General features: G+C 37.5%; 22 protein-coding genes. 17 read left to right on the top strand and 5 right to left on the bottom strand.

Annotated elements, in window-relative coordinates; all coding sequences use genetic code 11:
* The first annotated feature begins 165 nt into the window (after positions 1 to 165).
* A complete protein-coding gene (locus CWB66_RS11060; protein ID WP_138585417.1) occupies positions 166 to 972 on the top strand; it encodes a hypothetical protein in 807 nt (268 codons plus the stop codon).
* Positions 973 to 1,147: 175 nt separating this feature from the next.
* On the opposite strand, the gene CWB66_RS11055 is transcribed toward CWB66_RS11060, so the two are convergent.
* Positions 1,148 to 1,543 carry a hypothetical protein gene (locus CWB66_RS11055; protein ID WP_138585416.1) on the bottom strand — a complete coding sequence of 132 codons (396 nt, stop codon included), beginning with the start codon at positions 1,541 to 1,543 and terminating at the stop codon, positions 1,148 to 1,150.
* Positions 1,544 to 1,546: 3 nt separating this feature from the next.
* Complete coding sequence (locus CWB66_RS11050) at positions 1,547 to 1,888, bottom strand: hypothetical protein (protein ID WP_138585415.1); 342 nt, start codon at positions 1,886 to 1,888, stop codon at positions 1,547 to 1,549.
* A gap of 209 nt (positions 1,889 to 2,097) precedes the next feature.
* Here CWB66_RS11050 and CWB66_RS11045 point away from each other — a divergent pair, with 209 nt between their 5' ends.
* The 8 genes from CWB66_RS11045 (at position 2,098) to CWB66_RS11010 (ending at position 10,948) form a co-directional block, all read left to right on the top strand.
* Positions 2,098 to 3,066 carry an oxidoreductase family protein gene (locus CWB66_RS11045; RefSeq protein WP_138585414.1) on the top strand — a complete coding sequence of 323 codons (969 nt, stop codon included), beginning with the start codon at positions 2,098 to 2,100 and terminating at the stop codon, positions 3,064 to 3,066.
* A gap of 146 nt (positions 3,067 to 3,212) precedes the next feature.
* Complete coding sequence (gene upp, locus CWB66_RS11040; protein ID WP_138585413.1) at positions 3,213 to 3,842, top strand: uracil phosphoribosyltransferase; 630 nt, start codon at positions 3,213 to 3,215, stop codon at positions 3,840 to 3,842.
* 9 nt (positions 3,843 to 3,851) lie between these two features.
* Entirely contained in the window at positions 3,852 to 5,090 is a 1,239-nt protein-coding gene (locus CWB66_RS11035) for a uracil-xanthine permease family protein (protein WP_077535155.1), read from the top strand.
* A gap of 145 nt (positions 5,091 to 5,235) precedes the next feature.
* Entirely contained in the window at positions 5,236 to 6,981 is a 1,746-nt protein-coding gene (locus CWB66_RS11030) for an HAD-IIB family hydrolase (RefSeq protein WP_138585412.1), read from the top strand.
* Positions 6,974 to 8,194, top strand: a complete 1,221-nt coding sequence (locus CWB66_RS11025; protein ID WP_138585411.1) for a glycosyltransferase family protein — start codon at positions 6,974 to 6,976, stop codon at positions 8,192 to 8,194. Before CWB66_RS11030 ends, CWB66_RS11025 begins: the two co-directional genes overlap by 8 nt.
* 55 nt (positions 8,195 to 8,249) lie before the next feature.
* Positions 8,250 to 10,028: a sugar phosphorylase gene (locus CWB66_RS11020; RefSeq protein WP_138585410.1), complete on the top strand. Its 1,779-nt coding sequence runs from the start codon at positions 8,250 to 8,252 to the stop codon at positions 10,026 to 10,028.
* 134 nt (positions 10,029 to 10,162) lie between these two features.
* Complete coding sequence (locus CWB66_RS11015; RefSeq protein WP_138585409.1) at positions 10,163 to 10,552, top strand: cytochrome b562; 390 nt, start codon at positions 10,163 to 10,165, stop codon at positions 10,550 to 10,552.
* Positions 10,553 to 10,561: 9 nt separating this feature from the next.
* Positions 10,562 to 10,948, top strand: coding sequence for an OsmC family protein (locus CWB66_RS11010; RefSeq protein ID WP_138585408.1), 387 nt, complete (start codon positions 10,562 to 10,564; stop codon positions 10,946 to 10,948).
* Positions 10,949 to 11,031: 83 nt separating this feature from the next.
* Here the strand turns inward: CWB66_RS11010 and ykgO are convergent, their stop codons facing one another.
* Positions 11,032 to 11,166, bottom strand: a complete 135-nt coding sequence (gene ykgO, locus CWB66_RS11005; protein WP_007378871.1) for a type B 50S ribosomal protein L36 — start codon at positions 11,164 to 11,166, stop codon at positions 11,032 to 11,034.
* A 1-nt stretch (position 11,167) separates the two neighbouring features.
* Positions 11,168 to 11,431, bottom strand: a complete 264-nt coding sequence (locus CWB66_RS11000; protein WP_077535161.1) for a type B 50S ribosomal protein L31 — start codon at positions 11,429 to 11,431, stop codon at positions 11,168 to 11,170.
* Positions 11,432 to 11,671: 240 nt separating this feature from the next.
* Here CWB66_RS11000 and CWB66_RS10995 point away from each other — a divergent pair, with 240 nt between their 5' ends.
* Together CWB66_RS10995 and CWB66_RS10990 are read left to right on the top strand one after the other, a co-directional pair.
* Positions 11,672 to 11,938, top strand: coding sequence for a hypothetical protein (locus CWB66_RS10995; protein ID WP_077535162.1), 267 nt, complete (start codon positions 11,672 to 11,674; stop codon positions 11,936 to 11,938).
* Between the two features lie 315 nt (positions 11,939 to 12,253).
* On the top strand, positions 12,254 to 12,733 hold the full coding sequence (locus CWB66_RS10990; RefSeq protein ID WP_138585407.1) for a hypothetical protein: 480 nt from the start codon (positions 12,254 to 12,256) through the stop codon (positions 12,731 to 12,733).
* Positions 12,734 to 12,749: 16 nt separating this feature from the next.
* On the opposite strand, the gene CWB66_RS10985 is transcribed toward CWB66_RS10990, so the two are convergent.
* Entirely contained in the window at positions 12,750 to 13,637 is an 888-nt protein-coding gene (locus tag CWB66_RS10985; protein WP_138585406.1) for a LysR family transcriptional regulator, read from the bottom strand.
* 116 nt (positions 13,638 to 13,753) lie between these two features.
* Between CWB66_RS10985 and CWB66_RS10980 the strand changes: the two genes are divergently transcribed.
* The 6 genes from CWB66_RS10980 (at position 13,754) to CWB66_RS10955 (ending at position 18,608) form a co-directional block, all read left to right on the top strand.
* Complete coding sequence (locus CWB66_RS10980) at positions 13,754 to 14,926, top strand: MFS transporter (protein ID WP_138585419.1); 1,173 nt, start codon at positions 13,754 to 13,756, stop codon at positions 14,924 to 14,926.
* A 154-nt stretch (positions 14,927 to 15,080) separates the two neighbouring features.
* Positions 15,081 to 15,896 carry a 2,5-didehydrogluconate reductase DkgB gene (dkgB, locus tag CWB66_RS10975; protein ID WP_138585405.1) on the top strand — a complete coding sequence of 272 codons (816 nt, stop codon included), beginning with the start codon at positions 15,081 to 15,083 and terminating at the stop codon, positions 15,894 to 15,896.
* Positions 15,897 to 15,974: 78 nt separating this feature from the next.
* Positions 15,975 to 16,262 (top strand): putative quinol monooxygenase, encoded by a 288-nt coding sequence (locus tag CWB66_RS10970; protein ID WP_138585404.1) that lies wholly within the window; start codon positions 15,975 to 15,977, stop codon positions 16,260 to 16,262.
* 429 nt (positions 16,263 to 16,691) lie between these two features.
* Positions 16,692 to 17,042 carry a PDZ domain-containing protein gene (locus CWB66_RS10965; protein WP_212747816.1) on the top strand — a complete coding sequence of 117 codons (351 nt, stop codon included), beginning with the start codon at positions 16,692 to 16,694 and terminating at the stop codon, positions 17,040 to 17,042.
* Between the two features lie 89 nt (positions 17,043 to 17,131).
* The gene (locus tag CWB66_RS10960) at positions 17,132 to 18,025 is read left to right on the top strand and encodes a hypothetical protein (RefSeq protein ID WP_138585403.1); all 894 of its coding nucleotides are present in this window, start codon (positions 17,132 to 17,134) and stop codon (positions 18,023 to 18,025) included.
* 178 nt (positions 18,026 to 18,203) lie between these two features.
* On the top strand, positions 18,204 to 18,608 hold the full coding sequence (locus CWB66_RS10955; RefSeq protein ID WP_077535166.1) for a hypothetical protein: 405 nt from the start codon (positions 18,204 to 18,206) through the stop codon (positions 18,606 to 18,608).
* Positions 18,609 to 18,751 lie beyond the last annotated feature (143 nt).

Below are 18,751 nucleotides of genomic sequence, written 5' to 3'. Positions count from 1 at the left end.
GTCTAGTTTAGTCGTTTTTAACCCTGTTACTGCAATGCTTGAATAAAGTCAACACATTCAAACAAAAAATACATTTTAATTGCATTTTTATTACAATTTAGTTGCAAGTTATATTATCTTTTATTGTAGAATACGCGGTTCATATCAAATTTCAAAGAGCCTTAAATGTTTAAAAGTGCAATTACTTTACCAATTATCCTGTGTATTAGCTTGACCGCGTGCGGCGGTAGCTCCAACAAATCAGAACCAGTCAAGACAACAATAGCGACAAAAAAAGAAACTCAAATACAAACAAGTAATCTTGCTGTTGGTTTATTAAACATGACAGAAAAAGAATTAGATTTTGGAGTTACTTTTGCAAAAACACAAAATAATCAATCAACACAAATTAATCGAACTGTTTTTAGTGTCGATCCTTATTCTGCAATAAATACTCCCTTTGTACCTAAGGTCAATGAAAGTTTGAGTTATAGCATTTCTATACCTGGAAGTAATAAACTAGATATTATTAGCTTAGATTCAAATACAAAAAATGCAGTTACAGAAACGCAAAGTAAGAGTTATGAGTCTGCTGTCGAAGAAACATCACGACTTGTTCTTGTAGCGTATTCTGCTTTAAACACTGAGCAAAAGTATGAAATAAAAACTGATTTTGTTGAGCTTAGTCATAAACTAACAGATGGAAAATCTATTGAAGTAGATATTTTTAACTTAACTAGTCTCGAAGGTATTAATTATCAAGGTAAGTGCTCTGATGGAAGCTCTATTGAAGTAACCGTTGATAAGGACAGTGCTTATAAAGCACTTGCCTGCCCATCAGGGCAAGATCTAATTTCCATAAATATGAAAAGTCGTAACTTAGAATTTCAATTTAGCTATCAGTTTACAGCGGGTTCGAAGTATTCTTTATTGATAGGACAAAATGAACAAGGGGATTTAATTAGTAGACTGCTTAATAAGGCGTCTTTCTAAGGCCTGAACCAAAGTATTTATTGTGAATTTAAACCCAAGGTAGTTGGGTTTAAATCGCATTTGATAAAATTATGTTAGGTGACCACAAGTAGTAATAAAGTTAATAAAGATTTATTACCATTTTATCTTAGCGGATCCCAAAATGATTTTTTGCTAATTATTATAGATACGGATATTAACTTTTAGGAACAGTTGCTTTGAAATCATCAATGTACATAATAACGGGCGCAACTAATATAGCTGTGAGGAAAAGTACAAATAATGAATAAGTTATCATTTCATAAACTAAGTAACCGCCCGCATAAAAATCAGATATAGTTTCTAAGATGATTAATAATGGATAAGCAATAGCCGTTATTTTCCATATTATAGAATTCAAAATTTTTATTTTAAATGCATAACCAAAACTACCTAGAAGGATAAAAAAATCGAAAAGAAACAACCCACACATTATGAGGTTAGATTTTTCATTCCCTTCAATTACAGGCATTTTGAGATTGTTATTAATGCTGTATATTGTTAATAAAAGAGATAAAACAAAAATCAGCTTCCACAAAAGTCTATCTTTCATGATTTAATACCAGTATCCATAAGGAATTTTTTCTGGGTTTTCAGGCAGTTTTTTCCAATCAATAGAGTTACTAAAATACTTTCTTTTAAAGTTTCTTCTTTTAGCACCGAAAGGAGCTGCTTTAATCAGAATTTCAATAAGAGCTTGACTTTCTTCTGAAGTATAACCTTGAACAGTTATTGTCCTTTTGAGGGAGGGTAGTATTGCTTTATATAGCTCGTTTGCTTCTTTCTGATCTTGAAAAAAAACTTTATAGAGAAAATGTACACCGGAACCTACTTTGCTCAAACGTCCAAAAATTAAAGCTTTATTCATAGAAGAAGTTTTTTGAATTAATTCTTTCATACACCAAGATATCCTTATCATTAATGTTTTTTATTGTAGTTCATACTGATATTAGTGTCTATATTTTTATACCTGTTGTTCCTAGTTAATATTTTTGTTGAGATGTTTATTCATTTATATAATTAAGGGGAGTCATTATATTCCTAGGGCTATATTTAAGGTAAGGGCCTGCGTTAAACTCAATAAAAAATCGGATAGTTATTTTAACCATGGCATTTTACCTTCCTTTATTACACCCTTATTTTGAGCAGATTGAAATTGGCGATACGCTAACATCACTTTGGAGTGGGTGTGGCAGTATTGTGCAGTGCCAGCTAGATGATGAGCCATGTGTAGTTAAAGCTATTAAAATACCCCGTTATATAAACCATCCTAAGATTAAGCAAAGCGAATTTGCACTTAAAAGAAAGCAGCATTCTTATAATGTTGAATACACTTTTTATAAGCTGTATAGCCAGCATTTACCAGCGCATGCGCAAAGTATTGAATGTATAAGCGCAATTAATAAAGATGATGAGTATGCGCTGGTATTTAAAAATTTCACCAAGCATGGCTTTGTTCAAGCAAGAAGCGAACATATAAAAGCCATATTAGAGTGGCTAGCGCACTTTCATGCGTTTAACTTAAATAAACCCGCAGATGGTTTATGGCAGCAAGGTAACTATTGGCATTTAAGTACGCGACCAGATGAGTTTAATAAACTAAAAACTAGCGCCAACAAAAAGTCCGATATTAAAAACGCTGCGCATAAAATCGATGAGCAGTTACAACGTTGTGAGTATAAAACCCTGATCCATGGCGATGCGAAACTCGCTAACTTTGCTGCTAAATTAGCGACTAGTGAACGCAGCAAAATACTCGGGTATGACTTTCAGTATATAGGTGTGGGCACTGGAATAGTTGATGTAATGTATTTTATGACTAGTTGCTTAAGTGATACACAATTACACGAGAGCGCTGATGAGTATCTTGCATATTATTTTGATAGCTTAAAAACAGCTATTACGATTTATCAGCCTAAAGCACCTGCTGATAAAATAGCTAACGACTGGCTCGCTTTGTGGCCTGCAGCTTGGGCTGACTTTTATCGTTTTTTAGCTGGCTGGAGTCCTGAGCATCAAAAAATAAATAGCTATATGCTCAAGCAGGCAAACAACTGGTTAGCCGCTAACATTTAATAAACAGTCCGTGTTAGCTACTTGCATAAATATCAAGCAATAATGTGTATTTAGGTACGATGTATGAAAATCTCTTTAAAATTACAGGTCAAATGACCTTTTTTAATATAAAATACCGCTAATTATTGTCTTAGTAGGTTTTTATCATGGCTATTCACGTTATTACTCATCCTCTTGTTCAACATAAACTTGGTTTAATGCGCGCACATGGCATTAGCACTAAAAGCTTTCGTGAACTGTGCTCTGAAGTAGGCACATTATTAACCTACGAAGCCACTAAAAACCTCCCGCTTGAAGACAACGAAATCACCAGTTGGGACGGTAACAAATTAAACGTACAACATATTAAAGGTAAAAAAATTACCGTAGTGCCTATTTTACGTGCCGGTCTTGGTATGATGGACGGTGTAATGCAATTATTACCAGCCGCTAAGGTTAGTGTTGTAGGCCTGCAGCGCAATGAAGAAACACTAGAGCCAATCCCCTATTTTGAAAAGTTAGTAGGTAATATTGAACAGCGCTTAAGCTTGGTAATTGACCCGATGCTTGCAACCGGTGGCTCAATGATTGCCACTATCGACATGCTTAAAAAAGCAGGCTGTAAAGAAATTAAAGTAATTATACTTGTAGCGGCACCAGAGGGCGTTGCAAAAACACTTGAAGCTCACCCAGACGTAGAGATATTTACTGCATCAGTAGACAGCCATTTAAACGAAAAGGGGTATATAGTACCTGGCTTAGGTGATGCTGGTGATAAAATATTTGGTACAGTTTAGGAGTGTTCAGTGCAAAATAATGCCACATTTTCGATAAAGACTATTTTAACAGGTGCGCAAATGCTGTTTGTAGCGTTTGGTGCATTGGTGCTTGTGCCGCTATTAACAGGGCTCGATCCGAGTGTGGCATTGTTTACAGCAGGGTTTGGTACTTTGCTGTTTCAGCTTGTAACTAAAGGGCAAGTGCCTATATTTTTAGCCTCATCGTTTGCTTTTATTGCACCTATTATTGCTGCAGTGCAAATGTGGGGTGTGCCCGCGACTATGGGCGGTTTAATGGCGGCAGGTTTTGCGTATATGCTGTTGAGCTTATTAGTGAAATTTAAAGGTGTGGCTACGCTTCATAAAATTTTACCGCCCGTAGTGGTAGGCCCTGTCATTATGGTTATTGGTTTAGCGCTTGCACCTGTTGCTGTAAATATGGCAATGGGTAAAAGTGGCGATGGTAGTGTGCAATTAATTGCTTACAACAACGCTATTTTTATTTCGATGTTTTCGTTATTAATAACGCTTGTTTTTGCAGTATGGGGAAAGGGCGTATTTAAACTTATTCCTATACTGGCAGGGGTTGTTGCGGGTTATGGCTTATCGCTTGTTTTAGGTGTTGTGCAATTTGACGCAGTAAGTAATGCACAATGGTTTGCTGTGCCTAACTTTACGTTACCAGAGTTTAAATGGCAGGCTATTTTATTTATGGTGCCTGTGGCTATTGCACCTGCAATTGAGCACATTGGCGATATGATGGCGATTAGCCAAGTCACTAAAAAAGACTTTTTGAAAAAACCTGGTTTGCACCGCACCTTGTTTGGTGATGGGTTAGCTACATCAGCCGCGTCACTATTTGGTGGACCTCCTAATACCACGTACTCAGAGGTAACAGGGGCCGTTATGCTTACTAAAAACTTCAATCCAAAAGTAATGATGTGGACTGCAATTATTGCCATTGCGTTAGCGTTTATCGCTAAAATGGGGGCTGGGCTGCAAACAATACCAGTCCCTGTGATGGGCGGTATTATGATTTTACTTTTTGGATCTATTGCGGTTGTTGGCCTAAATACACTGGTTAAGTCGGGAGATGATTTAACCGCACCCCGTAATTTAAGCATCGTTGCGCTTATTTTAGTGTGCGGTATTGGTGGTATGCATGTTGGTGGTAGCCAATTTAGTTTAGAAGGCGTAAGTTTATGCGCTATTTTAGGCATTGTACTTAACTTGGTGTTGCCAAAAGCGGAGCCTGAACAGGCTTAATTCTGCACATACGCTAAATAGTTTGCACCATAATAGCGCATTTTAAATGCGCTATTTTTTTAACTCATTAAAATATATGAAAAAATAATATTGGTCTAGTATCTGCATTTAACTCCCAGAACGCATTGTATGCAAATAAGTTACTATGTCAGAGGTCAATATTGTGGATATAACCCCGTTTTTAGCAAAGCACCAACTGCCTTTAAAATATCAATATTTGAGTGAACATTATTTTGTTCCACTTGCGCATGACATTCTCGAATCTAAAAAAACAAATACTCCTATTTTTGTTGCTATAAATGGCTGCCAAGGCTCAGGAAAAACAACACTCGCTGATTTTTTAGTTACGTGGTTTTCTAAAAATACGTCCCTTAACTGTGTCGCTTTATCTATTGATGATTTTTATTTAGCTAAGCAAGCGCGTAAACAACTCGGCGAAGATGTTCATCCATTATTCGTGACTCGTGGCGTGCCTGGTACTCACGATACTGAACTAATGAATAGCACTATTTCACGGTTGTTAGCGGGTGATATAAATGTGCCGCTACCACGCTTTAATAAACACCTAGATGATTGCGCCCCTCAAAATGAGTGGCTAACTAATTCAAAACCTGTCGATATTGTTATTTTAGAAGGATGGTGCGTGGGTAGTGAACCGCAGCCATTATTTTCATTGAGTGAACCGCTTAACGAGTTAGAGCAACAATTTGATAAAGAAGGCGTTTGGCGCCGCTGTGTAAATAGCTGTTTAGCCAATGAATATAAAGCTGTTTTTAACCTAATTGATTATACCGTTATGCTAAAAGCACCGAGTTTTAGTGATGTTTTTACATGGCGACAAGAGCAAGAGCAAAAACTAATAGCCAAAAAAGGTGAGGGCAAAGGCACCATGACCAACGAGCGATTGGTGTGGTTTATTTCTCATTTTGAACGTATTACGCGTGAGAACTTAAACACACTGAGTGCTAAAGCAAATGCTTTAATTGAACTTGATAGCAACCGTGATATTAGTGGTATGCATTTAATTAGTGACGACACCCTGCAACCTATTATTTTTACCGATTTGGACGGCACCTTGCTTGATCATACCAATTACAACACTAGTAATGTGAGCGAATTATTACAGCAATTACAAAGCGCATATATTCCAGTGGTGTTTAATACGAGTAAAACATTTTACGAAGTGACTGAAATTCAAAATGACTTAAACCTTCAGCAGCCTTTTATTGTTGAAAATGGCGCTGCAGTTTATATACCCGATCATTATTTTAAACTTAAACCGCTTGGCTGTAAAAAAGTAGGTGCTTATTGGTGCTTTGCGTTAGCTAAGCCGCTATCGCGCTTATTAAGTGACTTAGCGTCGCTCGATTCTAAATACAAAGCGCATTATAAATTATTTAGTAACCTAACCTGTGAACAAATATCTGAGCTAACCGGATTAAGTGACACACAAGCAAAGCAAGCACAAACACGAGAGTACTCCGATCCTCTTTATTGGTACGGCAACGACGAATTGCTCACAGCTTTTGTAAACGATGTTGAGGCACTTGGCTATGAGATAAAAATAGGCGGGCGTTTTATTCATATTGCCAAAAATACTGATAAAAGCGCTGCGCAGCAGTGGTTAGTTAAACAGTTTACCCAACATTTTAGAAAGCCTCTCACAGTCATAGCACTGGGTGATAGCGATAACGATAAGCAAATGTTAGAGCAAGCAAATATTGCCATTATTATTGCCAATCCGGCGAGTAAAAAACCGGTTAAATTATCGCACAACAAAGCACGATACTCTCAATTGCCAGCACCGTTGGGTTGGATTGAAGAAATAATATCGTTGCCGTGTATTAGCAGTATTTTACGTATTACTAAGGAGCAAACATCGCATGGCTGACTTTTACCAAAATGGCGTAATTACTACATTACATAATATTGCAGACCGACCAATTGAAGAGCTAGAAAAAGAGTTAGTTGGGTTTAGCAAGCAGCGTCCTATGGGGCTTATATTACCGTCGTTATTTAGCGAGTTAGAAGGGCCGGCACTTAAAAACATAGTTAGCGAACTACGCGAAGTACCTTACTTATCGCAAATTACAATTGGCCTTGATAGAGCTGATGAGGCGCAATATCGCCACGCACTTGGCTTTTTTAAAGAGTTAAATCAAAACCATAAAGTACTTTGGAACGATGGTCCTCGTTTGCAAGCACTCGATAAAGAATTGCAAGCGCTTGGCGTAGCGCCACGAGAGCTTGGAAAAGGCCGAAATGTTTGGTATTGCATGGGTTATAAATTAGCAACAGCTGAGGTTGAATCGATTGCATTGCATGATTGCGATATTTTAACTTACGACAGAAGCTTACTTGCTAAGTTAATTTACCCAGTTGCGCACCCACGCTTTAACTATGAATTTTGTAAAGGCTTTTACCCGCGTACTGCAAATGGGAAAATTAATGGTCGTGTATCTCGTTTATTAGTAACACCGCTGTTGCGCTCATTTAAAACCATATTAGGCAATCGTGATTATTTAGAATACATGGACTCGTTTAGGTATCCGCTTGCGGGTGAGTTTTCGTTTAGACGCGATGTACTAAACGATATTCGTATACCGAGTGATTGGGGATTAGAAATTGGCGTACTAAGTGAAATGTACCGTAATTATTCACATAATCGTTTATGCCAAGTAGACATTGCCGATAATTACGACCATAAACACCAAGCGCTATCACTTGATGATCAAAGTGCTGGGTTATCTAAAATGTCGATTGATATCACTAAAGCCTTATTTAGAAAGCTAGCAACGCAAGGCGTTACCTTTACCAGTGAAACTATTCGCTCACTTAAAGCAACGTATTACCGTATTGGTTTAGACTTTATAGAAACCTACCATAACGACGCCATTATGAATGGTTTAACGCTTGATGTGCACCAAGAAGAAAAAGCAGTTGAAATGTTTGCGCAAAATATTATGAATGCTGGTCAGCAATTTTTGGATAACCCAATGGAAGCCCCATTTGTGCCAAGTTGGAACCGCGTTGTATCGGCAATGCCAGACGTACTTGAGCGTTTAAAGGAAGCCGTAGAGTTAGATAACAAAGAATATAGTTAACCTAAGCACAGGTTAACTAGCCTGTAAGTCTAAACAATAAATATTAGGGGCGCATGTGATTTCAGTTAGCGAACTATTTTTACAGCGGGTAGAGCAGCATCTTCGAATAATTTATGACGATGTAGAGCTAACTTTGTCAATTACTGAGCTTGCTCAGCAACTAATTACCGTTATTTTAGGCAGTAGTCCACTGCGCGACCCTACACCCCATAAAAACCGATGGGATGAGCAAGACATCGTTTTAATTGCGTATGGCGATTCCATAATACAACACGATGATAGCGAGTTTGCTGTATCGAGCCCAATAGAGGCCCCGCTTAAAACACTGCACCGATTTATAAAAGAGCAATGCGATAGGCAACTTAATGCATTGCATATATTGCCATTTTACCCGTACAGCTCAGACGAAGGCTTTGCGGTAATGAATTACGTGCAAGTAAATGAATCACTAGGGGATTGGGGGGATATTCAAAACATAGCCAAAGATGTAAAGCTCATGGCTGATTTAGTCATTAACCATTGCTCAAGCAGAAGCGTATGGTTTGAAAACTTTTTAAATGATTTACACCCAGGTAAAGATTACTTTAAAACAGCCAGTTTAAATGACGATTTAAGCCAAGTAGTTCGCCCTCGTACATCATCACTGTTACATACAGTAAATACGCCAAGCGGGGGGAAACACGTGTGGTGTACGTTTAGTCACGATCAGGTCGATTTTGACTTTGCAAACCCTGATGTTTTAAAGGAGTTTGTGGGTATTATTCGTCATTATTTAGACTATGGTGTGCGTTTATTTAGGCTCGATGCTGTTGCATTTTTATGGAAACAGTTAAATACAGACTGTATAAATTTACCGCAAACCCATGAAATTGTTAGGCTATTGCGCACGCTTATTGAGCACGTAGAGCCAAGCGTTGTGATAATTACCGAAACTAATATTCCAAATCAAGAAAACCTGTCGTACTTTGGAAACGCTAACGAAGCCCACGCAATTTATAACTTTGCATTGCCACCACTATTACTGCATACATTATTAAGTGGTGACAGTACTGCGCTTAAACATTGGATGATGAGTATGCCGCCCGCACAAAACGGGACGGCATATTTTAACTTTATAGCATCGCACGATGGAATTGGACTTCGCCCAATAGAAGGGTTATTACAACCTAGCGAAGTAGCGTCCTTAGTGAGTACTACAATGCAATATGGCGGGCGCGTATCTATGCGAACCAGTAACGACGGCACACATACACCGTACGAACTAAATATTGCATTGTTTGATGCGCTGCAAGGGACGCATAATGGCCCCGATAGATTTGGACTTGAGCGATTTATGTGCGCTCATGCAATTATGTTTGCGCTTGAGGGGATACCCGGGCTTTATATTCATAGCTTACTTGGCACCACAAACGACTATGAACGTTTTGAAAACTCTCAACACAACAGAGCTATTAATCGTCACCGTTGGCAAGAGTCAAAATTGTTAGCAGCGATTGATGAAAAATATAGCCATCATCATAAAGTATTTAACGGTATTAAAGCGCTATTGGCTGTACGCAAAAAGCAAAGCGCGTTTCATCCTAATGCCACTCAGTTTACACTGCATTTAGCGGGGGGATTATTTGGTTTTTGGCGACAGAGTATCGATCGTAGGCAAAGTGTATTTTGTATTTATAATATAAGCGATAAATCACAAACCTTGATACTCGCTGATTTAAACTTAATAGATACACAGCAATGGTTTGATTTAGTATCAGTAAAAACAATAGAGCAAGGGCAGATGAATATTGAACTCGAGCCCTATCAAAGTGTATGGTTGAGCAATCTACAGTAATCTATTTAGTATTTAAAATATAAAACTAACTGTAAAGGGGCTTTACAGTTAGTTTTTAAGCCATTTCACTGCACGAGTTACTTTCATTTATATCCTTGATACAATCTATACGTTTTTAACTTATAAGGTTGTTCATGAAGTCTTTTTATATATTTTTCACATTGTTATTTAGCTCATTCGTATTTGCTGATCAGCCTGTTGATCTTGAAATAAACATGAAAAACACTGGCCTTGCCTATAAGCAAGCTGTTCAAGCAACGGAGCTTGCAGAATTTAATATCGCAATCGATAAGTTTATTAAGCTGGTAAAAGTAAGTAAAACCGCTAAATTTTATAAAGAACCAGAGCAGTCATTGCAAGGCCTAGATAAAGTAATAGCACAGGCTGAACGAGCTAAAAAAGCAGCTAATGAACACGGGCTCGATAGCGCAAAAGCCCCACTAAAAAATATAGATAACTTACGTAAAAAATACCACGAACTACACGAGCCGCCAGGTTTTTTTGAATTATTGTTTGGAAAATAAGGAAACACAATGGAAATTTCAGTTTCAATGTTAGAAGGCCAAAAGCAAAGCGCAAAATTTGGCGATTTAGAAGTTATAAGCGATCAAAGTGTAAACGCGGGTGGTAATGCTGAGCACCCAGAACCGTTTGATTATTTTTTAGTGAGCATGGTGTTATGCGCTGGCTTTTATGCACGTAAATTTTGTGAGCAACGTGATATTTCAACACAAGGAATGACGTTGACTCAAAATAACGAAAACGTTGATGACAATGGTAAAAAGTTATTTGCTATTGAAATTAACTTACCAGAGGGCTTCCCTGAAAAGTATAAAAAAGCACTTATTGCGGCTGTTAATACATGTACAGTTAAAAAAGTAATTCAGGCTGTTCCTGAGTTTTCGGTAGTTGTTAAATAACCACCTACGTATAAAATGTTAAAAATACCGCTGAGGAAAATTATAACTCAACACGCCCCAGCGGTATCACTACAACAATTCTGCTATTTTTTCTTCATCCCTTGCACTGCTTTAAAGCGAGGATTACTTTTACAAATAACGAACACGCGGCCTTTGCGTTTAACTATTTGACAACCAGCGCGCTGTTTAGCACTTTTAAGTGAACTCAGTACCTTCATGTTATGCCTCGCTTTTTCCAGATGAAAGACTCTTAAATCGACGATTAAACTGTGCAACACGTCCATCAGTGGTGACTGTTTTTTGCTTACCTGTATAAAATGGATGTGAATCACTTGAAACATCAATTGGTACGTACGGATAAGTTTTTCCGTCCACCTCAACTGTGCGGCTGGATTTAATTGTAGAGCCAATAATAAAGTAAGAGTCGGCAGCGGTGTCGTGAAAGGCAACCACTTGGTAATCAGGATGGATATTTGGTTTCATAAAGCGTCTCAATAAATGATATGTGATATTATATCATTTAATTTAACGCACTTTTTTGTTCTTTGCAAATAGTTTTAAATGCTGTGAAAAGCATCAGTTTGGCGGCTATTTACGCAAACAAATCAAAAAATAAGCACTTAGATCAAAAATGCTGGCTATTAGCGTTTAGGCTGTTATAACTATATTTAAGTTATTTAAAACACTAACAACTGCATTTACAGTAGATCACAGAGGTAATGTATGAGCGACGCAATAAAACAAGAACAAATAGATCAAGGGGTAATGGATACCCTAAGAGAGCGCGACCATAGTGCCTTAGCACAACAAGTTAACCCGCTAAGTTGCAACCATAACGATATTATCGAATTATTAGCGCATTATATGGCGCTCAGTGAGCAAGATAACGATGAGTTGTTTGACGATTGGTTTGATAATCTATCAAAAGAGCAACACACCGTATTAAAGGTATTTGAGGTGTATAGAGGGCAGTACGAACACCAAAATTAATTTTAAAATCAATAAGGTGGGCCCTATTTAGCTGCTTCAGCGAGCAAACCACCGCGTTTAAAGTTATATATGTACAAATGTTGGCAAAACCATTTGAATTTATAATATTAGATTCAAATGGTAACCCCTTCACGCACTCCTGATGTTTTAAAGATTAACACCAATTACATTAAATTAGTGAACTACTATAGCGATAAGAAAATAGCTGTTTGAAAAAGGTTATTATCTAGAGTTCAGATTACTGATAGGTTTGGAATGATAATTGCTTCTAATTATAAAAATAAAGTCGTCAATTTTTAGACACATGAGGCAAAAATGAACTTTGGAACTCTTTCTTCACAGTTATACAATGACAACAGCTATTCAAATCTTAGTAATTTAAATAAAAACACTGTAAAAACGGATGATACTGATAAAAATGCTGAGGCTAAAGCCGATACTTTATTAAATCAAAATGCTGAAAAAACAACAAACTCGCCAACAGTTACTGAAGAGACAAAGGCGGTTAGCAACAGTAAAACAGAAGATTCGAGCGACGATGCCGCAGTGCAAATGAATAAAGCAATCGAATCAATTAAAGGCTTGCAGGGTAAAATTAAAGAAATGACCAATAACTCTGATGCACCTACAGGGGAAGCTGCAGAAGAGCTAAGCAAACTGAAAAAGCAACTTGAGAGTGAGTTATCGTCAATACAGTTAACTGTGCGTAAAAATGTTTCAACTTTAATGGATTCACTTTTTTCATCATCTTCAGATAATAAACACTCAGGTTTGTTTTTTAATAACAAAGCATAAACTGACGTTAACATATTTATAAATTTAATCGTGGCTTTATAAAATCTAAAAACGCTGTAATGCGAGACGATACCGCACTATTTATATAATACACGGCTTGTATAGTTTCTCGGTTATTAGGTGAGCTAATTGCAGCGGGTAACACTTCAACTAACTTACCTGTTTTTAGATCATTGCCAATCATAAAGTGAGAAAGTAGCGCAACGCCTTGGTTTGCAATGCACAGCTGGCGCACTGTTTCACCGCTGCTTGCGCTAAGCGAAAACGTAAATAAAGCGGGTTTTACTAACGGCCAGGTGTTTAATTTAGGGGAGTCACTAAAACCAATTAGCTTATGATTTTGTAAGTCATCAATTTGCGCAATTGCTTTGTTATTATTTATATATCCTGGGCTGGCTACAATACGCAACTGGCTGCTGCCAAGTCTACGAGCATGTAAGTTTGAGTCTTTTAAATCACCAATGCGTATGGCTAAATCGGTTTTATGTTCAAGTAAATCAATAATGCTGTCGTGCGAGGTTATATCAAGCGTTATGTGTGGGTATTGCTTAGCAAATTCGCCAATTAAAGGCATCAGTTGGTGCAATACAAAAGGGCTTGCCGCATCTACACGCAGCTTGCCACTGGGCGCTTGTTTTAAAAGTTTTATGGCTTCTTCTCCGGTATAAAGCGTATTTAATCCTTCGCGCGCATATTTTATAAAAGTTTGGCCCTCTTCGGTAAGTTCTAATCGGCGTGTTGTTCTGTTTAGTAAAGTGCATTGCAGTGTATTTTCAAGGCGTGATACAGCTCGCGACACTTTAGCCACTTGTTGATCGAGCAAATTAGCCGCCCCCGAAAAGCTTCCGCAATCTACTACCGTTATAAACGCTTCTAAATCTTCAGTTTTTGAATGAACAGCCATAAATATACCAACACCACCTTTGCATTATTAACAAAAGTATTTTGTCACTAATGCTATTTTTTGCAAACGATATTTTAGCCAAACTACATTCTTCAAATATTAATGAGGATATAACTATGCCATTGGCTTTGTGGGCGCTTACCTTAAGCGCATTTGCAATAGGAACAACTGAGTTTGTAATAGTGGGATTAGTACCCACCATTGCAAACGACTTAGGCGTAAGCCTACCTTCAGCAGGTTTGCTTGTAAGTTTATATGCGGTTGGCGTTGCCATTGGTGCGCCGGTGCTAACAGCTTTAACGGGTCGTTGGAATCGTAAAGTAGTATTAATAAGCTTAATGGGCTTGTTTGTATTGGGTAACTTACTTGCTTGGCAAGCGCCAAGTTACGAAACATTAATACTTGCGCGCATTTTAACGGGGCTTGCCCATGGTGTGTTTTTTTCAATCGGATCGATGATTGCCACAAGTCTAGTAAGCAAAGACAAAGAAGCCAGTGCAATAGCCATTATGTTTACCGGGCTTACTGTAGCACTAGTAACTGGTGTGCCACTAGGTACATGGATTGGACAACACTTTGGTTGGCGTGCAACGTTTTTAGTTGTGTCGGTATTAGGTTTAATTGCATTAATCGGCAGCTCTATTTTAGTACCAAAAAACTTAAAACAATCAATACCAGCCACGTTTAAAGAGCAACTACAAGTAATTGTAAAACCGCGTTTATTACTCGTATATTTAATGACGATATTGGGCTACGGCGGCACGTTTACAGCGTTTACTTATTTAGCACCTATTTTAGAGCAACAAACAGGTTTTGCGCCTTCGGCTATTGCCTTAATAATGCTTGTTTACGGTGTATCGGTAGCGGTAGGTAATATTTGGGGTGGAAAGTTGGCCGACAAACGCGGCCCAATTAGCGCACTGAGTATTATATTCAGCGCTTTGAGTGTTATTTTACTGATATTTACCTTTACGATGGAATCAAAAATTGCCGCTGTACTTACTATTTTAGTCTGGGGCGCATTTGCTTTTGGCAATGTGCCAGGCTTGCAACTTTATGTTGTAAAGCAAGCGCAAAAGCACACGCCAAATGCGGTAGATGTTGCATCAGGTTTGAACATAGCCGCATTTAATATTGGTATTGCACTTGGCTCAATTATTGGTGGTAGCGTAGTAGAGAACATGACCCTGCAAGATACAGCATGGATAGGCGCCGTTATCTCTGTTTTAGCACTTGGTGTTACACGCTACAGCGGTATGCTTGATAAACGTGAAATTCAGCAAGCATAAAGTCTTAGCTGTTAAGATTGAAACTAAAATTAATGACCTCATACCTGTTATGAGGTCATTAATCTTTAAGTGACGACACAAAAGAAGTAAAAGGTGTATTTCGTAAAGCTTTAAAAGAGCTTGTTTTTAACCGATTATTTTATAAGGATAAACCATGAAAAAACGTGTAGTAGAAATGCCAGAGCTCGGTATGGGGACATTCCGCTTAGAGGGCGACACAGCATACAACTCAGTAAAAATGGCGCTCGAAGTTGGTTTTCGCCATATTGATACCGCACAAATTTATGGCAACGAAGAGCAAGTAGGTCAAGCCATAATAGACAGCAATATTCCGCGCAGTGAAATATTCCTAACTACCAAAGTGTGGAATAACAAATTAAATAAAAGCGACTTTATTCCAAGCGTTAAAAAGTCACTTGAAAAGCTACAAGTTGATTCGGTCGACTTACTGCTAATTCATTGGCCATCACCTGCTAACGACGAGCCAATGAGTGAATATCTTACTGAATTACTAAAAGCGAAGCAGCTTGGTTTAACTAAACACATTGGTGTATCAAACTTCACCATTGCAAACTTAAACTTGGCTCTGCAAACACTCGACTCGCGTGAAATATTTACCAATCAGGTTGAGGTTCACCCATATTTAACTAATACTAAATTGCGTGCATTTTGTGCTCAGCACGATATACACGTGACAGCGTACATGCCATTTGTAGTAGGTAAAGTACTTAAAGATCAAACCATTATCGACATTGCTAACAAGCACGATGCAAGCCCAGCACAAGTTGTTCTAGCATGGGTTAACGCCAGCGGTATGACGACAATTCCATCATCAACTAAGCGTAAAAACTTAGAAGATAACTTTAACGACCACGTTAAATTAGATGATGAAGACATAGCCCGGATTGATGCTCTAGATTGCGGCGACCGCCAAGCAACACCAGAATTTGCGCCGCAGTGGGATCAGTAAACTTACCAAAAACGAAAAGTTTAACTAAATATTCTAAGGTGTAGATTATCTACACCTTAACTTTAAAAAGGAATACACATGTTAACGGTTATAGCAGCGCTGTCGTGCAAAAATATTGATGCAGATGTAATGCTTACAGCACTTGAAAACTTACAAAAGTCATCGCGCCAAGAAGTAGGGTGCTTACGTTATGAATTATCGGTAAAAAGTGATGATGAATATACCGATTACGTTGTTAGCGAGCAATGGGCATCTGATGAGCATTTTGAAGCGCATAAAAACGAGCCTCATTTTAAAGCCTTTGGTGCGCAAATTACTGGGCTTTTAACCAATAGTAGTATTGATGTATATAAATCAATTGGTTAACCGTTATTCATTATACGGCTAATATTTCAGCTGACTGAATTACCTAAATAGGCGATGTCACTTACATCGCTTTTTATTTTTAAGAATATTACTTATTCAGCAGATTTACTCTTTGCTGTATGCATGGATGTTAGTAAGATGCGTGAGGATGATGCGAAACTTTACTCAATTTTTTAGTAGCGCAGAAGCAATTATCGAGCCCGCTTGGTTACACATTTCGCGCTTAAATTGTCCTTGGATTGAACTAATCTTAATCCTAAAAGGTCAACAGATGCCATAAGCAGCTTATTTATGGATTGCAAATATTGTTTAATGCCTTAAAAGCCATTAGGGTTTAATTTACCTCTCTTTTAGGCACTTGCTTTTTAATTAAATTTGGCTGTGGGAGTTATTTTTACAACCTCGTTAAACCAGATACATGGAGTGTTTATGCATATGTTTAAATTTATAGCTATTTTAATTTCAATTACTTCTTTAAATGCCTTGGCTGGAGAAGAGGTTAAACTTGGAGTTTTGGGGAACGTTGGAGCTGATGGTTTTTTTAGCCCAAAAATAACGTCATTCATTATTGAAAAAGTAGAGCCTAATTCACCAGCAGAAAAAGCAGGAATAGTTGCCGGGCAGAAAATTATTTCTATCGAAAACTGTAAAATTCCGGGTTGTCCTGCCAGTGAAGCAAAAGAATTAATGCGAAAGGAGTCTGGAGAGATACTGCAACTACTTTTAGAAAATGAAGATGGCAGTCAATTACCTTTAAAAGTTACTATGAATGTTTGGTAAGCCTACTGAGCATGTCTATGAGGACTGATTTTAGCTTCATATTTTGTTTTACTGCTGGACGTAAGTACTGCACAAAGCGTGAAATAAGTATGGCGTCCACTCTCATTACAAGTTTACCAAGTCTTTATTCACTTCTTTATAAAACGTTAACTTTATCGGTACTAATGCGTATTATTATACTTTTTATATTTTTATCATGTCCTTCTCACGCAGTTGTGAAAGAGCATTATATTGAATTTACTTTTTTAACGCAGGCAGAGCAAAAAGAATTTAGATCTAAGGCTATTAAAAGTAAGCTAGAGCGTTTAGCTAGTGAATTAGATAGAGGAAGGGAGCAATTTTTTACATGGTGTTTAGGCATTTTAGGTGATGAGTGTTGTAACCAAGGCTGGAAAAATAAGTTAGACAAATTGATTGTCCAACAAAGAAAAACAATAGAATCGATGAATACCTCTTGGGATGAAAACACGTCATGGAAAAGCTATATTCATAAAAATGATTTATCGTTTTGGTTTCCTGAATTGGGGAATTCTGATGATGTAAGGGTTGATTATGACAATAGTGATTTTATTTTCTTTGATAGTAGTGGTGCTAAAAAGTGGTTATTTGAAATAGCTTGTAACGAAAGCAACATAAAAGAATTAGCTCTGTGTTCATTTGAGAGTAGTAAAGCCGGCATATTGTTTAATATACCAATGAAATTTGAAGACAATGTAAATGGTGAAGTTCCGTTAGTAATACCTGCTGATGAGCAATTAGCTCACTTGCTTATTGAACAAAGATCCTCAATGGTAGATCTGCATTCAGATGAGGGCTATTTCAAAGAAGCTGAATTTGGTTCGATTACACAATATGAAAAAGATTGGCGTATTAATTTTTACAAAGGAAATTGTATTTCATATGAAACATTTTACTTTGCACCTGAACATAAAAAATTCATATACCTTAATCATGGTCTTGGTCGATATAGTTACTGTAAGTGACCTAAATTTTTGCCTTGTTATAAACACGACTTTCTTACCTCAAAGTAGATCACTTAATAAAGCAAATTAGTATAAAAAGTGTTAAATAAACAATACAGCAGGTGTCAAAGCTGCATCAAAATATGCTCTATTTGATAATCAGTTGTATAAATAAACTATTAATATAAAGGTAGTAATAATGAAAGGTGCGGGTGGAAGCTCTGGTGGTATTGGGCATTTTTTTATTGGTTTAATTATGATGTGCGGTGGCTTTTATATGCTGCTAAACGCAATTTCGGTGACCTCTAATTTTGGACTAAGTTCTCGCATTTATAGTGTTAATGCTTTAGGTGGCTTTGGCGTTACAGGCGGCATGGTAATGATCCCGTTTATTTTTGGGGTCGGGTTAATTTTTTATAATTCTAAAAATATTTTAGGGTGGTTACTATCCTTTGGCTCGTTAAGCGCATTAATATTTGGCGTAATATCGAGTGTTCGATTTAGTATGCGTACTATGACCTCGTTCGATTTGATTGTTATTATAGTTTTAGCGTTTGGTGGCTTAGGGCTCTTTTTACGCTCGCTCAAATCTATTGATACTTAGGGCGTGTTGATCTTTGTAGATTGAAATTTTTCAATCTAGGGGCGATTTAATCGCGGCGCGAGATAGATTTATTATCCAGAGTTCAGGTTAAATAGTAAGTGCTTATAGCTAAACAGGCCCTGCAAATTGGCATAGTGAGTTGT

It is taken from the genome of Pseudoalteromonas sp. S558, from assembly GCF_005886635.1.
In the GTDB taxonomy this organism is placed as follows: Bacteria; Pseudomonadota; Gammaproteobacteria; order Enterobacterales; family Alteromonadaceae; genus Pseudoalteromonas; species Pseudoalteromonas aliena.
This window is presented reverse-complemented; position numbering and strand designations above follow the sequence as displayed.

Excerpts from the sequence above, each read along its gene's own strand:
- CWB66_RS11045 (WP_138585414.1), top strand. The coding sequence starts at position 2,098 with ATGGCATTTTACCTTCCTTTATTACACCCTTATTTTGAGCAGATTGAA.
- CWB66_RS10980 (WP_138585419.1), top strand. The coding sequence starts at position 13,754 with ATGCCATTGGCTTTGTGGGCGCTTACCTTAAGCGCATTTGCAATAGGA.
- CWB66_RS10990 (WP_138585407.1), top strand. The coding sequence starts at position 12,254 with ATGAACTTTGGAACTCTTTCTTCACAGTTATACAATGACAACAGCTAT.
- ykgO (WP_007378871.1), bottom strand. The coding sequence starts at position 11,166 with ATGAAGGTACTGAGTTCACTTAAAAGTGCTAAACAGCGCGCTGGTTGT.
- CWB66_RS11010 (WP_138585408.1), top strand. The coding sequence starts at position 10,562 with ATGGAAATTTCAGTTTCAATGTTAGAAGGCCAAAAGCAAAGCGCAAAA.
- CWB66_RS11025 (WP_138585411.1), top strand. The coding sequence starts at position 6,974 with ATGGCTGACTTTTACCAAAATGGCGTAATTACTACATTACATAATATT.
- CWB66_RS11000 (WP_077535161.1), bottom strand. The coding sequence starts at position 11,431 with ATGAAACCAAATATCCATCCTGATTACCAAGTGGTTGCCTTTCACGAC.
- CWB66_RS11055 (WP_138585416.1), bottom strand. The coding sequence starts at position 1,543 with ATGAAAGATAGACTTTTGTGGAAGCTGATTTTTGTTTTATCTCTTTTA.
- CWB66_RS11050 (WP_138585415.1), bottom strand. The coding sequence starts at position 1,888 with ATGAAAGAATTAATTCAAAAAACTTCTTCTATGAATAAAGCTTTAATT.
- upp (WP_138585413.1), top strand. The coding sequence starts at position 3,213 with ATGGCTATTCACGTTATTACTCATCCTCTTGTTCAACATAAACTTGGT.
- CWB66_RS10955 (WP_077535166.1), top strand. The coding sequence starts at position 18,204 with ATGAAAGGTGCGGGTGGAAGCTCTGGTGGTATTGGGCATTTTTTTATT.
- dkgB (WP_138585405.1), top strand. The coding sequence starts at position 15,081 with ATGAAAAAACGTGTAGTAGAAATGCCAGAGCTCGGTATGGGGACATTC.
- CWB66_RS10960 (WP_138585403.1), top strand. The coding sequence starts at position 17,132 with ATGGCGTCCACTCTCATTACAAGTTTACCAAGTCTTTATTCACTTCTT.
- CWB66_RS10965 (WP_212747816.1), top strand. The coding sequence starts at position 16,692 with ATGCATATGTTTAAATTTATAGCTATTTTAATTTCAATTACTTCTTTA.
- CWB66_RS10995 (WP_077535162.1), top strand. The coding sequence starts at position 11,672 with ATGAGCGACGCAATAAAACAAGAACAAATAGATCAAGGGGTAATGGAT.
- CWB66_RS11030 (WP_138585412.1), top strand. The coding sequence starts at position 5,236 with ATGTCAGAGGTCAATATTGTGGATATAACCCCGTTTTTAGCAAAGCAC.
- CWB66_RS11015 (WP_138585409.1), top strand. The coding sequence starts at position 10,163 with ATGAAGTCTTTTTATATATTTTTCACATTGTTATTTAGCTCATTCGTA.
- CWB66_RS10970 (WP_138585404.1), top strand. The coding sequence starts at position 15,975 with ATGTTAACGGTTATAGCAGCGCTGTCGTGCAAAAATATTGATGCAGAT.
- CWB66_RS11060 (WP_138585417.1), top strand. The coding sequence starts at position 166 with ATGTTTAAAAGTGCAATTACTTTACCAATTATCCTGTGTATTAGCTTG.
- CWB66_RS10985 (WP_138585406.1), bottom strand. The coding sequence starts at position 13,637 with ATGGCTGTTCATTCAAAAACTGAAGATTTAGAAGCGTTTATAACGGTA.